Origin of the sequence: Pseudomonas sp. NFACC10-1, from assembly GCF_900119195.1 — a bacterium.
GTDB classification, from domain to species: domain Bacteria; phylum Pseudomonadota; class Gammaproteobacteria; order Pseudomonadales; family Pseudomonadaceae; genus Aquipseudomonas; species Aquipseudomonas cerasi.
This window is the reverse complement of the sequence record NZ_FPJB01000001.1, coordinates 962050-976056: the sequence shown is the minus strand read 5'-3', so window position 1 is coordinate 976056 and position 14007 is coordinate 962050. Positions and strand designations below refer to the sequence as shown.

The following is a 14007-nucleotide window of genomic DNA, read 5'->3' as shown; positions in this document are numbered from 1 at the left end:
TTGGGTTTCCACAGAACGGTCAATCACTGAGCAGACGTCCGTGACGCAGCGCCGTGCGCCCCGCCACCTTGGCCAGCCAGAAACCGGGTTGAGCGTAACGAAGCCGCTCGATGGCGAACAACACCCCGGCAGTATTCGCACAAATGGTACTGACCTGATCGGACAGTGGGTCGATCACTTCGAACAGCGGATCGCCCACCTCGACCCTGTCGCCTGCAGCGCGCAGGTACGTCACCACGCCAGGGTGCGGCGCATAGAGCAATTCGGTGCCTTCGAACGGCAAGCCCTCGCAGGCTTCGTGCGTCGGCTGCGGCCAGTCGCCGCTGATAAAACCCTGTTCGGCGAGGAACGCCAGAATACCCTCGGCGTGCGCGAGTGCCTGCGGCTTGCCGGTGTCGGCCTGACCGCCCAGCTCAAGAGTGGTCGCGAGGCAGGCCAGCGGGATCTGCGCCTGCGGGAAAATCCGCGAAAGACGCAGCCACGGCAGCGAGCAGGCCTCATCGAAGGAGCTGCCACCGGAATCTTCGGCAAGCAGCGCCACCTGGATATTCAGATGCGCCGACAGCGAACGCCATTGTGGCCAGTGCTGCGGCAAGGCGTACATGTGCAGCGCGGCATCGGCATCACAGTGCAGATCGAGCACCACATCAGCGACACAGGCATGACTGAGCAGGATGCGTTGCATGCCTTGCAGTTCGCTCTGCGGCGCAGGCAGAGCCTCGAGCGCAGCGCTCATTGCCTGACGAATCAGCCGGGTGTTGGCACGCGGGTCATCGCCCAACTGTCCTTCCAGCAACTCGGCGACCGGTTCGCTCAGCTCGGTGAAGTCACGGTTGAAGTTCTTGCCACTGCCGAACTCGAAACGGCCCTGATGCGCGCCTTGCAGCAACTGCCCCAGGCCCAGTGGATTGGCCACCGGCACCAGTTCGACGACACCTTTGAGAAGGCCTTGCTGCTCAAGTTCGGTCAGACGCTTTTTCAGCTCCCAGGCTGTGCGCATGCCGGGCAGTTCGTCGGCATGCAGGCTGGCCTGAATGTAGGCCTTGCGCTCACCGGTGCCGAAGCGAAAGACACTCAGCGTGCGTTCGGTGCCGAGGGTACTCCACGGCAATACATGATCGGTTCTTTGCATTTCAGACCTTCCGTGGGGCGAGGTAGCCCAGCCAGCGACGTTCGGCGATCTTGAACAGCCGCACCAGAATGAATGTCAGGCCCAGATAGAAAACGCCTGCGGTGATATAAGCCTCGAAAGGCAGGTAGAACTGCGCATTGACCGTACGCGCCGCGCCGGTGATGTCGATCAGGGTCACGATGGACGCCAGACTGGTAGTCTGCAGCATCATGATGACCTCGTTGCTGTACTGCGGCAGCGCCCGGCGCAAGGCCGAGGGCAGCAGAATGCGCCGGTACATCTTGGCTTTCGACATGCCCATGGCCCGCGCGGCCTCGATTTCACCGGCCGGTGTGGCCTTGAGGCTGCCGGCGATGATCTCCGCCGTGTAGGCGCTGGTATTGATGGTGAACGCCAGGCAGGCACAAAAGGTAGCGCTGGACAGCCAGGGCCACAAAAAGCTTTCGCGCACCGCGTCGAACTGGGCCAGCCCGTAGTAGATCAGGAACAGTTGCACCAGCATCGGCGTGCCGCGAATCACGTAGGTGTACAGCCAGGCAGGCATGTTCACCCAGGGGTTTTTCGAGACCCGCATCAGGCCCAGCGGCAATGCCGCCAGCAGCCCGAACGCGAGCGAAATCGCCAACAGCTTGAGGGTGGTCAGCAGGCCGCCGAAGTACAGCGGCAGACTGTCCCAGATCACGTTGTAGTCAAAGATCATAGGTCAGCCGCCCTCACGCCTACCGAGTAGCGTTTTTCGAGGTAACGCAAGGCGAGCAGCGACACACTGGTGATCACCAGGTACATCGCCGCAACCGCCAGAAAGAAGGTGAAAGGCTCGCGGGTGGCATCGGCCGCCTGTTTGGCCTTGAACATCATGTCCTGCAGACCGACCACGGAAATCAGCGCGGTGGCCTTGGTCAGCACCAGCCAGTTGTTGGTGAAGCCGGGAATCGCCAGACGAATCATCTGCGGCACCAGAATGCGGAAGAACACCTTGCCACTGCTCAGGCCATACGCCATGCCTGCCTCGGCCTGCCCCTTGGGGATGGCCATGAATGCGCCGCGAAAGGTTTCCGAGAGATACGCGCCGAAGATGAAGCCCAGCGTGCAGATGCCGGCCATCAACGGATCAAGGTCGATGTAGTCGTCAAACCCCAGCAAGGGGGCAACGCGGTTGAGCAGGTCCTGGCCGCCGTAGAAGATCAGCAGAATCAGGACCAGATCGGGAATGCCACGAATCACCGTGCTGTACAGATCGCCCAGCCAGGCAATCCAGCGTACCGGAGACAGCCTCAGCGCCACGCCGATCAGACCGAGAACGATCGCCAGAGCCATCGACGACAGGGCCAGCTGCAACGTCAGCCAGGCACCTTCGAGGATGACAGCTCCGTAACCTTTCAACATGATGTGCGGTCCTCAAGCGTGGAATAAAAATGGCGCAATCCAGGCAATTCTGTTTGCGCCATTGGTCAGGGTAAGGACGACGACTTATTTGCCGTAGATGTCGAAATCGAAATACTTGTCCTGGATGGCCTTGTACTTGCCGTTGGCACGAATTGCGGCGATGGCGGCGTTGAGACGGTCAAGGTTGGCCTTGTCGCCCTTGCGCACGGCAATGCCGATGCCGTCACCGAAGTATTTCGGATCGACGAACGACGGGCCTACGAACGCATAGCCTTTGCCAGCGTCGGTTTTCAGGAAGCCATCCTGCAACAGCGTGGCGTCGGCGACAGTACCGTCGAGGCGGCCTGCACCGATGTCCAGGTAGATTTCGTTCTGCGAACCGTACGGCGTCACTTCGACACCTTTGGGAGCGAGCACTTCGCGGGCGAACCGCTCGTGGATCGAGCCACGCTGCACGCCGATCTTCTTGCCCTTGAGTTCTGCCAGGCTGTCGCTGACCGTGGTGCCGTCCTTCATGACCAGACGCGCCGGGGAATTGTAATACTTGCCGGTGAAGTCCACGGACTTCTTGCGGTCGTCAGTGATGGACATCGACGACAGGATCGCATCGATCTTGCGCACTTTCAGCGCCGGGATAAGGCCGTCGAACTCCTGCTCGACCCAGGTGCACTTGACCTTCATTTCTTCACACAGCGCATTGCCGATGTCGTAGTCAAAGCCGACGATGCTGCCGTCCGGGGCCTTGGACGCGAACGGAGGGTAAGCCGCTTCGATACCGATTTTCAGTGGTTTTTCATCAGCAAAGATCGGCTGGGCGAGCACGGACAACGCCATCGCGCCAATAAGCATGAGCTTTTTCATTTCCAGGGACTCCATCGGTAAAGCACGACAAGTGGCAAAGTGAGCAAGCGCCCAATGTGCGAAAGGACAACCTCGGGGAAAAGCGACGCCGGGTACGTGACACCGCGCAGGCGGCTCACAGCCCTTCGGCGAATGAGGGGCATTTTAACGACAGGCTCGAAGTCGATATTTCTTCAATGCGACAACTAGTTACAGAAGCGCATGAAAACCCACTACACGGTATTGACGGGACCTGTATCTGCTGATCCAGCAACACAGACTCAACCTGTCATAACAGCAAAAAGCGCGCCCATTATTGGCAAACCCTTTTAATCCGGCAAGCCCAGCGTGTCACATGGGGGTTTAAAAGCCCTGCGGTGTCGCACCTTCCTACACAGAAAGCTCGGACGTGTCCTACAACGAAGCAGCGTTCGACAACATCGTGTAGACCGGTAACAACCCGATATATATCCCGTTTTCCAAGTCAGACACTTGAAACAAAAGCGCCCCGTTCGGCTCTCACCGAACGGGGCGCTTCAGTCACAGGATCGCTCAGGCAGCATTCATGGTCTTGTGCGTGTCGATCAGATGCTGCACCACGCCCGGGTCAGCCAGGGTGGAGATGTCACCCAGCGCATCGTACTCGGCAGTCGCAATCTTGCGCAGGATACGGCGCATGATTTTGCCCGAACGGGTCTTCGGCAGGCCGGGCGCCCACTGAATGAAGTCAGGCGAGGCAATCGGGCCGATCTCCTTGCGCACCCAGTTGCGCAATTCGGTACGCAACGCGTCGCTTGGTTCTTCACCGCCGTTGAGGGTGACGTAGACGTAGATGCCCTGCCCCTTCAGGTCATGCGGCACACCGACCACGGCCGCCTCGGCGACTTTCGGGTGCGCAACCATCGCGCTTTCGATTTCCGCGGTACCCATGCGGTGCCCGGAAACGTTGAGCACGTCGTCCACACGCCCGGTGATCCAGAAATAACCGTCCTCGTCACGACGGGCACCGTCACCGGTGAAGTACATGCCGCGGAAGGTCTTGAAGTACGTATCGACGAAACGGTCGTGATCGCCGTACAGCGAGCGCGACTGGCCCGGCCACGAATCGAGGATTACCAGATTACCCTCGGCAGCACCCTCGATTAGGTTGCCCAGGTTGTCCACCAGCGCCGGGATCACGCCAAAGAACGGACGTGTCGCCGAGCCCGGCTTCAGGGCGGTCGCGCCTGGCAACGGGCTGATCAGGATGCCGCCGGTTTCGGTCTGCCACCAGGTATCGACAATCGGGCAGTTCTGCTTGCCGACCGTGTTGTAGTACCAGGCCCAGGCTTCCGGGTTGATCGGCTCGCCCACCGAACCCAGCAGGCGCAGGCTGGAACCGTCGGCGCCTTCAACGGACTTGGTGCCTTCAGCCATCATGGCGCGAATCGCGGTCGGCGCGGTGTAGAGGATATTGACCTTGTGCTTGTCGATGATTTTCGACACACGGGTGATGTCCGGATAGTTCGGCACGCCCTCGAACAGCAACGTGGTCGCACCATTGGCCAGAGGGCCGTAGACAATATAACTGTGCCCGGTCACCCAGCCGACGTCAGCGGTGCACCAGTAGATTTCGCCAGGCTTGTAGTCGAACACCCGCTCGTGGGTCAGCGCCGCATACAGCAGATAACCTGCGGTGGTGTGCAACACGCCCTTGGGTTTGCCGGTCGAGCCCGAGGTGTAGAGAATGAACAGCGACTCTTCGGCGCCCATCTCTTTCGGCGCGCAGGTGCTGGACGCCACTTCCAGAAGCGAGTGGTACCAGATATCACGGTGACGGTTCCATTCGATCTCGCCCCCGGTGCGCTTGCAGACGATAACCTTCTGCACGCTGCTGGTTTCCGGGTTGGTCAGGGCGCGGTCGACGTTGGCCTTGAGCGCAGTCTTCTTGCCGCCACGCAGGCCTTCGTCGGCGGTGATAACCACTTTGGAACTGCAATCGATGATCCGGCCAGCCAGCGCTTCGGGCGAGAAACCGCCGAACACCACCGAGTGAATCGCACCGATCCGGGCGCACGCCAGCATGGCGACCACAGCCTCGGGGATCATCGGCATGTAGATCGTCACGACGTCACCACGGTGCACGTCCTGGCCACGCAGCGCGTTGGCGAACTTGCACACTTCGGCGTGCAGTTCGCGGTAGGTGATTTCCCGGTGCTCGGAAGGGTCGTCGCCCTCCCAGATGATGGCGATGCTGTCGCCGCGCTCTTCCAGATGGCGATCCAGACAGTTATAGGCGACGTTCAGCGTGCCATCGGCGAACCATTTGATATCGACACGGTGATCATCGAACGAGGTCTGCTTGACCACGGTGAAAGGTTTGATCCAGTCGAGGCGCTGAGCCTGTTCACGCCAGAAACCATCAGGGTTGACCACCGACTGCTGGTACATGGCCTTGTAGGTCGCTTCATCCGTCAGCGTAGTCGCTGCGACTTCTGGGCGGACGGGGTACAGGGAAGCTGCACTCATCTTGGTTACCTCGGTGGATAGTTGTTGTTTTATGCCCCTGTTGTATCCCGCCCCACCCGCAGGGGCCATTCGACGTTGGTCTTACCGGCGGGACCGGGGCCATGACGACAAGCCGCACGCGTGAAGCAGTACGTCAGATTATTACCATTTTGATAAAAGCGCTTATCCAAAGTCTTTATATATGCGCTGTTGCAACAGGCATAGAATTCGATCCGCCAATAAGGCAAACATCAACTGCCCCCACGCAGTGTTGTTCCAACTCGAAAAACGCATCAGACCGCCTGAGCCCATGACGTCAAAAACGTGATGCGACGGCGCTCACTTTCAAAAAGGTAAACGACAATGAAAGCTTTATTAGTGGCCCTGGCCCTGTGCGGCATCAGCAGTTTCGCCATGGCCGAAGAATCGCAGACCAAAGTGGCGGCGCAACAGGCGCGTGTCGAGCAATATACCTACGGCACGCATCTGGATATCGCCCGGGTTATCTCCATCAGCCAGGTCCCCAATGTCTGCGAAGTGGTCCCGGCACGCATGGTGTATGAGGACTCGCAAGGCGCACGCCACATTATGAGCTATCAGGTGATGGGCAACGGCTGCAGCAACGGTTGAGGCTTTTCGCTGTCACAGCCTGTGCACGACGCCTCGCCGCTCTATAAGGTGTGAGGCGCATGCACGACGTTAAGTTGCAGAGTCATCAATCAGCGATTTATTTATCGACTGAATGCGGATCTGATTCGCGCCCCACTTCATAGTCGCGCAACTTGTTGGCAATCGTTGTATGAGACACCCCCAAGCGTTTGCCTAATTGGCGACTGCTGGGATATTGCGCATACAGTTGTTCCAGCACCGACTTTTCAAAGCGCCCGATAATTGCGCCCAGCCCGCCCTCCAGCGACACCTCACTCAATCCCTGTCGCACGCCGTAATCCGGCAAACGAATGTGTTCGGCCTGCACCTTGCCGCCGTCACACAGCGATACGGCCTGAAACAATACGTTTTCCAGTTGCCGCACATTGCCGGGCCAGTGGTACTGACTCAGACGCTTGATGGCCGCAGGTGATATGCCGGGCAGCGAACAGCCGATCTGCCGGCTGGCCTGATCGAGAAAATGCTCCACCAGTGGCTCAAGACCGTCCAGACAGTCGCGCAGTGGCGGTATATGCAGCGACAGCACGTTAAGGCGATGATAAAGGTCCTGCCTGAACATGCCCTTGGCGCACAGCTCCGACAGATCGACCTGGGTCGAACACATCACCCGTACATCGAGAAACATGTCCTCGTCACTGCCGACCCGGCGAAAGCTTCCGTCCTGAATGAAGCGCAGCAGCTTGGCCTGCATGCGCGCGCTCAGCTCACCCACGCCATCAAGAAACAGCGTGCCGCCCGCGGTCAGTTCCAACAGCCCCAGCCGCCCTTCCGCACGCGCGCCTCCGAACGCGCCGGGGTCATAGCCGAACAGCTCGATCTCGGCCATGGACTCCGACAACCCGGCGCAGTTGAGCGCCATCAGCGGTGACTGGCCGCGTGGGCTGGCCAGGTGACAGGCGCGGGCCAGCAATTCCTTGCCGGTACCGGTTTCCCCCTCGATCAGCAGCGGCGCATCCAGGGGAGCCATGCGCCGCGCCTCGCGAACCACAGCAGCCATGACCTTCGAGCTTTGAAAAATGCTGTCGAAGCCACGCAGCTCTTGCTTGCGCACATGGTAAATGCGCTCACCGACCCGATCAGCGCGGTGCAGCGTCAGCACGGCCCCGGCCATCGCCTCGCTGTCGTCATGTTCCGATTGCAGAGGCGCGATGTCGGCAAGAAACACGTCGCCGCATACCTTGACCCGCAGGCCATTGATCCGCGACTGGCTGGCGCGCACCAGCTCAGGCAGGTCGAAATCTTCGGCGTAACGCGACAAGGGCATGCCCGGCACTTCATCGACCCGCACACCAAGCAACTGCGCGGCGGCACGATTGGCCGCAACGATGGCCCCGCCCATGTCGATGGACAACACCGGGAATTCCAGCGCGCCGAGCAAGGCATTGAGCTCCATGTGCCGGCGCTCGCTGGGCATCAACCCGACACGCTTGACGCCGAACACCCCGGTGATCGCCTCGAACTTCGGGCGCAAGGCCTGGAACTGCAGGTTGATCAGGTTCGGGCAATGCAGATAGATCGCATCACCGTGCTCGCCCCCCACTTCACCGCGTGCCACGTTGACGCCGTAAGCCACCAGCAGATCGAGAATGTCGCGAAGAATGCCGATGCGGTTCTGGCAGTGCACCTTGATGCGCATAAGTCATCGCCCCTGTGAGGGTAGTTTTTTGTGAGGCAGCAAAATTAATGTCAACAATACGTTACGCATTCACACTTCGCGAGCGACAGAATGGCTGATTTCAGGCCCCGCCTATCGTAATCGTAAACTTTTCGTTACGGACCAGTGATCAAATCCTCGCGCCACCCCGCTCACAGCCGCTGACGTGCCTTCGAAACCGGGTTATTCCTGACCACAGGCTTTGACAAGAACACTTTAAAAACAGCAGCCTTTCGAGGACATCAGCATGGCCCAGACGCTTTACGTGGCACGCGAGCCGGACGCTTCGGGTTTCATCGATTACACGGCGGACGAACATGCGGTATGGAACACCCTGATCACCCGGCAGATGACCATTATCGAAGGGCGTGCCTGTCAGGAGTATCTGGACGGCATCGAACAACTGGGCCTGCCGCTCGATCGCATTCCTCAGCTAGGCGAAATCAACAAGGTTCTGGGCGCGACCACTGGCTGGCAGGTCGAGCGAGTGCCCGCGCTGATCCCCTTCCAGACGTTCTTTGAGCTGCTGGCCAGCAAGCGTTTTCCGGTGGCAACGTTCATTCGTACCGCAGAAGAACTGGACTACCTGCAGGAACCGGACATCTTTCATGAAATATTTGGCCACTGCCCGCTGCTGACCAATCCATGGTTTGCCGAATTCACCCACACCTACGGCAAACTCGGCCTGAGCGCGAGCAAGGAACAACGCGTGTACCTGGCCCGGCTGTACTGGATGACCATCGAGTTCGGCCTGGTCGACACACCACAAGGACGGAAAATCTACGGCGGCGGTATTCTTTCTTCGCCAAAGGAGGCGGTTTACAGCTTGTCGTCAGCCCCCGAACACCAGCCTTTCGATCCGCTTGAAGCGATGCGCACACCGTATCGCATCGACATTCTGCAACCGCTGTACTTTGTCCTGCCGGATTTGAAGCGTCTGTTCGATCTGGCGCAGCAAGACATCATGGCGCTGGTCGGGCAAGGCATGCAGTTGGGCTTGCACGCTCCCAAATTTCCACCTAAAACCAAAAGCCACGCCGCCTGACCCTCGGCCCGCTATCCGAAAAGGACCCTCTGCTTATGACCACCTTGAATCAAGCTCACTGTGAAGCCTGCCGTGCCGACGCGCCGCAGGTCAGCGAAGCCGAATTGCCGGAACTGCTCAAGCAGATCCCGGACTGGAACATCGAGGTCCGCGACGCGGTGATGCAGCTGGAAAAAGTGTTTCTGTTCAAGAACTTCAAATGGGCGCTGGCGTTCACCAACGCAGTGGGCGAAATTGCCGAAGCGGAAGGCCATCACCCGGGCCTGTTGACCGAGTGGGGCAAAGTGACCGTGACCTGGTGGAGCCACTCGATCAAGGGCCTGCACCGCAACGATTTCATCATGGCCGCGCGCACTGACGAAGTGGCCAAGGATGCAGAAGGCCGAAAATAAAATGTTCAACGGGCCGCGGCCCCTGCTCACGCGGTCTGGCCCAATGAAATCAAGCTCGTCAGCGCCTCGCGAGATAAAAAGCCGGACAGTAAAAAAGCCATTTTGTTTCACGATCAGGGCAATCGGGGTAAAAAAATATCCTGATTGTCATTTTCGGTGGGTTATCCTGCGCAGGCTTTTTAAAGCACGGTTCTATCTGCAACCCCTTGCGAGGAGCGACGACGATGCATGAAATCCCTAACTTCCCACCAGGCCAACAGGAACCACAACAGTCGACTCTGGCTCAGCAAGAGCTTGGTCAACCTGTCGCAATGAAAGCAGCACCCTCGGCTCAAGACAGCCAGAAAGCCGGACGCAAAGACTGAAGGCGATTGTTTTCAGGCGTATCGAAAAACGGTTTTGCCGGTTTTCAATACGCCTGGAAAACCAGCAACAGGCAAACAGCAGATTTTTATGAGCGACTTCACTGAAACGCAAGCCAGCGCCCTGATTGGCACCGCCGAGAAAATGATCGAGATCTGGTCACGCCTCAGCCCGGAAAAACAGAGCGCCCTGCTCGCCCGCTTCGGTACTCAGGAAAACGCCCTGGCCGCCCTCGTGACCACACACCTTGTGGCACCCAGGCACGAATAACCTTCCATTCACGTTTATTTCAATCTGTTGCACCTGCATCACCCGATGCATCGGTATGATGAGCACTTCGAGAGCTTGCTAAGGGTTTTTCCCTGCCCGCTCGAACGCCATGCCCGCACAGAATGAAAGCCCGCCCCATGTCCGAGACACCGAAAAACACACCGCAAACCCCGATGGCCGTTACCCTGACCGTCGTTTCCATTGTGATGTTCACCTTCATCGGCTACCTGAACATCGGCATTCCCCTCGCCGTTCTGCCCGGCTACGTCCACAGTGATCTGGGCTTCGGTGCAGTCATCGCAGGACTGGTCATCAGCGTGCAATACCTGGCCACGCTGATCAGTCGGCCCTGGGCCAGTCGCATCATCGACAATCTGGGCAGCAAGAAGGCCGTGCAGATCGGGCTGACCGGCTGCGGGCTGAGCGGTGTGTTCATGCTGGTGCCGGTATGGCTGGACAGTTGGCCGATGGCGAGCCTGGTGATTCTGCTGATTGGCCGGGTGATCCTCGGTGCCGCGGAAAGCCTGGTCGGTTCGGGTTCGATTGGCTGGGGCATAGGCCGGGTCGGCGCGCAGAACACCGCCAAGGTCATTTCCTGGAACGGTATCGCCAGCTACGGCGCGCTGGCCATTGGTGCGCCATTAGGTGTGTGGATGGTTGACGAACTCGGCCTGTGGACAGTGGGCGTGAGCATCATGCTGCTGTGCGCGCTGGGGCTTTACCTGACGTGGCACAAAGAGCCCGCGCCGATTGTGCAGGGTGAGCGACTGCCGTTCATGCATGTGCTGGGGCGAGTGTTTCCGCATGGCATGGGCCTCGCGCTGGGCGGTATCGGTTTCGGCACTATCGCGACGTTCATCACCCTGTATTACGCCAGCAACCACTGGCCGAATGCCGCGCTGTGCCTGACGCTGTTTGGCGGCAGCTTCATCGCCGCGCGCCTGCTGTTCGGCAACCTGATCAATCGCCTGGGCGGCTTTCGAGTGGCGATTGTCTGTCTGTCGGTGGAAAGCCTGGGCCTGTTGCTGCTGTGGCTGGCACCCACTCCAAACCTGGCACTGGCTGGCGCGGCGCTGACCGGTTTCGGGTTCTCGCTGGTGTTCCCGGCGCTGGGTGTGGAAGCGGTCAATCTGGTCCCGGCGTCAAGCCGAGGCGCAGCAGTAGGCGCTTATTCGCTGTTCATCGACCTGTCGCTGGGCATCACCGGGCCACTGGCAGGCGCGATTGCTGCCGGCTTCGGCTTCGTCTCGATCTTCCTGTTCGCGGCACTGGCGTCACTTACCGGGCTGGCGTTGAGCGTTTATCTGTACAAGCAGGCGCAGGCGTTGCGCCAGCGATGATCGGTGCTCATAGCTATACAGGTCCTGAATAGCCCGGAAAGCGGAATTTTCAGGCTTCTGCCCGCAGGGCGTGGGAGCGAACTTGTTCGCGAAGGCGTTGTTTTGAACGCTAAATTCTCTGCGACGGTACGGGCCCTTTCGCGAACAAAGTTCGCTCCTACGTTCGAGCGTGGGCGCCGGTTCGCTCCTAGGTTCTAACGTGGGTGGGAGGGCTCTTGTGGGAGCGAACTTGTTCGCGAAGACATTGTTTTGAACGCTAAATTTTCTGCGACGGCACGGGCCCTTTCGCGAACAAGTCCGCACGGCCTGCGGCCAGAATCAAGAGCGGACTTATGTATAGCGCTAAGCGCTCCGGTGTGGCACGAGACTGAAAAACACTTCAGAAATCCACTTTCCCGCGTCCGGCCTTGATCGAGCCGCGTTTGCTCTTGGACTCCAGGCGTCGGGTCTTGGAGCCGAGAGTCGGGCGGGTCGGGCGACGCTTCTTTTCGACCTTGGCCGCGTTGACGATCAGCTCACTCAAACGCAGCAACGCATCGGCACGGTTCTGCTCCTGGGTTCGATACTGCTGGGCCTTGAGCACGATCACACCGTCGCTGGTAATCCGGCTGTCACTCAACGCCAACAGCCGTTCCTTGTAGAACGGCGGCAGCGACGAGGCATTGATGTCGAAACGCAAATGCACGGCGCTGGAGACCTTGTTGACGTTCTGCCCTCCTGCGCCCTGGGCACGGATAGCAGTCAATTCGATCTCGGCGTCGGGCAGATGGACGTTGTTGGAAATCACCAGCATCGGGTTATCTTCTTCTCGGCAACGGGCAAGGCTACTTGCCGGACTGGGCAGGCACGATAACGCTACGCCTGTTTTTGGCCCGGTAACAGACCCACATCACCGCCAGCCAGACCGGTATCGCGTACACCGATATGCGGATGCCGGGGATCATCAGCATGATGCCGAGGATAAACACCACAAACGCCAGGCACACATAGTTGCCATAGGGATACCACAGCGCCTTGAACAGCGGCACTTGCGCGGTCCGATTCATGTGCTGGCGGAATTTCAGGTGCGAGTAGCTGATCATCGCCCAGTTGATCACCAGCGTGGCCACCACCAGCGACATCAACAGTTCCAGCGCCTGCTGCGGCACGAAATAGTTGAGCAGCACCGCAACCAGTGTCACCGCGGCAGAGGCGAAAATCGCCTTGACCGGCACCCCGCGCCTGTCGACCTGGGCCAACGCCCTGGGTGCATCGCCCTGCTCGGCCATGCCCACCAGCATGCGGCTGTTGCAGTAGGTGCCGCTGTTGTACACAGACAGTGCCGCTGTGAGCACCACGAAGTTAAGAATATGCGCCGCCGTGTCACTGCCCAGCATCGAGAACACCTGCACGAACGGGCTGCCGCTGTAGGAATCGCCAGACGCATTGAGACTGGCCAGCAGGCTGTCCCAGGGCGTCAGCGACAACAGCACCACCAGCGCGCCGATGTAGAAAATCAGGATGCGGTAGATGACCTGGTTGATTGCCTTGGGGATCACGGTCTTCGGCTGTTCGGCTTCGGCAGCGGTGAAACCGAGCATCTCCAGCCCGCCGAAGGAGAACATGATGATTGCCAGCGCCATCACCAAGCCGCCGACGCCGTTAGGGAAAAACCCGCCATGCTCCCAGAGGTTAGTCACCGAGGCCTGCTGGCCACCGCTGCCACTGACCAGCATGTAACTGCCCAGCGCGATCATGCCGATGATCGCCACCACCTTGATGATCGCGAACCAGAACTCGGTCTCGCCGAACACCTTGACGTTGGTCAGGTTGATGGCATTGATCAGCACGAAGAAGGCCGCTGCGGATACCCAGCCCGGGATGTCCGGCAACCAGTAATGGATGTATTTGCCGACGGCGGTCAACTCGGACATGCCGACCAAAATGTACAGCAGCCAGCAATTCCAGCCTGACAGGAACCCGGCGAAACCGCCCCAGTAGTTGTGTGCGAAGTGGCTGAACGACCCGGCGACCGGCTCTTCGACGATCATCTCGCCCAGCTGGCGCATGATCATGAAGGCGATGAAGCCGCAGATGGCATAACCGAGAATCATCGACGGCCCGGCTGATTTCAGCACGCCCGCCGAGCCGAGAAACAGGCCCGTCCCGATGGCACCGCCCAAGGCGATCAACTGGATGTGTCGATTCTTCAGGCCGCGTTTCAGTTCGCCCGAGGGTGAGGTTGTTTCACTCATTCAATAGCCACCTGATCGATCTTGTGCTGTGACGAAATAGAACCTGCTGCGCTTGTGACGCAACAGAATTGCAGCGTTCGAGGCGGATGGCCCGGAGCGTTGAACAGCACTGTTTCACAGAAAAAAGCGCAGCATTGTACACGGGCATTCCGGCTGAGGTTCAAAACCGGAAGGTCGATGCGTGACCGCAGTGTG

The 14007-nt window shown here is 59.3% G+C and carries 13 protein-coding genes; 5 read left to right on the top strand and 8 right to left on the bottom strand.

Features of this window, described 5'->3' with window-relative positions:
- Window positions 1–19: 19 nt before the first annotated feature.
- The 5 genes from BT119_RS04295 to acs form a co-directional block, all read right to left on the bottom strand.
- On the bottom strand, window positions 20–1132 hold the full coding sequence (locus BT119_RS04295) for a succinylglutamate desuccinylase/aspartoacylase family protein (RefSeq protein WP_003434558.1): 1113 nt from the start codon (window positions 1130–1132) through the stop codon (window positions 20–22).
- Between the two features lies 1 nt (window position 1133).
- Window positions 1134–1832 (bottom strand): ABC transporter permease, encoded by a 699-nt coding sequence (locus BT119_RS04290; RefSeq protein ID WP_003314733.1) that lies wholly within the window; start codon window positions 1830–1832, stop codon window positions 1134–1136.
- Complete coding sequence (locus BT119_RS04285; RefSeq protein WP_003369874.1) at window positions 1829–2518, bottom strand: ABC transporter permease; 690 nt, start codon at window positions 2516–2518, stop codon at window positions 1829–1831. Before BT119_RS04285 ends, BT119_RS04290 begins: the two co-directional genes overlap by 4 nt.
- A gap of 84 nt (window positions 2519–2602) precedes the next feature.
- Window positions 2603–3379 (bottom strand): ABC transporter substrate-binding protein, encoded by a 777-nt coding sequence (locus BT119_RS04280; RefSeq protein ID WP_003434548.1) that lies wholly within the window; start codon window positions 3377–3379, stop codon window positions 2603–2605.
- 531 nt (window positions 3380–3910) lie between these two features.
- Window positions 3911–5866 carry an acetate--CoA ligase gene (acs, locus tag BT119_RS04275; protein WP_003434545.1) on the bottom strand — a complete coding sequence of 652 codons (1956 nt, stop codon included), beginning with the start codon at window positions 5864–5866 and terminating at the stop codon, window positions 3911–3913.
- 342 nt (window positions 5867–6208) lie between these two features.
- Here acs and BT119_RS04270 point away from each other — a divergent pair, with 342 nt between their 5' ends.
- Complete coding sequence (locus BT119_RS04270; protein WP_072364872.1) at window positions 6209–6475, top strand: DUF2790 domain-containing protein; 267 nt, start codon at window positions 6209–6211, stop codon at window positions 6473–6475.
- 97 nt (window positions 6476–6572) lie between these two features.
- Here the strand turns inward: BT119_RS04270 and BT119_RS04265 are convergent, their stop codons facing one another.
- Window positions 6573–8150, bottom strand: a complete 1578-nt coding sequence (locus BT119_RS04265; RefSeq protein ID WP_072364870.1) for a sigma-54-dependent transcriptional regulator — start codon at window positions 8148–8150, stop codon at window positions 6573–6575.
- A gap of 265 nt (window positions 8151–8415) precedes the next feature.
- On the opposite strand from BT119_RS04265, the gene phhA reads away from it, so the two are divergent.
- From phhA to BT119_RS04245, 4 genes are all read left to right on the top strand, one after another.
- Window positions 8416–9213 carry a phenylalanine 4-monooxygenase gene (phhA, locus tag BT119_RS04260; RefSeq protein ID WP_003369866.1) on the top strand — a complete coding sequence of 266 codons (798 nt, stop codon included), beginning with the start codon at window positions 8416–8418 and terminating at the stop codon, window positions 9211–9213.
- Between the two features lie 35 nt (window positions 9214–9248).
- On the top strand, window positions 9249–9605 hold the full coding sequence (locus BT119_RS04255) for a 4a-hydroxytetrahydrobiopterin dehydratase (RefSeq protein WP_003369864.1): 357 nt from the start codon (window positions 9249–9251) through the stop codon (window positions 9603–9605).
- Window positions 9606–10058: 453 nt separating this feature from the next.
- Window positions 10059–10238 carry a hypothetical protein gene (locus tag BT119_RS04250; RefSeq protein WP_003369861.1) on the top strand — a complete coding sequence of 60 codons (180 nt, stop codon included), beginning with the start codon at window positions 10059–10061 and terminating at the stop codon, window positions 10236–10238.
- A 137-nt stretch (window positions 10239–10375) separates the two neighbouring features.
- Window positions 10376–11578, top strand: a complete 1203-nt coding sequence (locus tag BT119_RS04245) for an MFS transporter (protein WP_003434534.1) — start codon at window positions 10376–10378, stop codon at window positions 11576–11578.
- 379 nt (window positions 11579–11957) lie between these two features.
- Here the strand turns inward: BT119_RS04245 and arfB are convergent, their stop codons facing one another.
- Together arfB and BT119_RS04235 are read right to left on the bottom strand one after the other, a co-directional pair.
- Window positions 11958–12371, bottom strand: coding sequence for an alternative ribosome rescue aminoacyl-tRNA hydrolase ArfB (gene arfB / locus BT119_RS04240; protein ID WP_003314723.1), 414 nt, complete (start codon window positions 12369–12371; stop codon window positions 11958–11960).
- Window positions 12372–12402: 31 nt separating this feature from the next.
- Window positions 12403–13812: an amino acid permease gene (locus tag BT119_RS04235; protein WP_072364868.1), complete on the bottom strand. Its 1410-nt coding sequence runs from the start codon at window positions 13810–13812 to the stop codon at window positions 12403–12405.
- Between the last annotated feature and the right edge of the window lie 195 nt (window positions 13813–14007).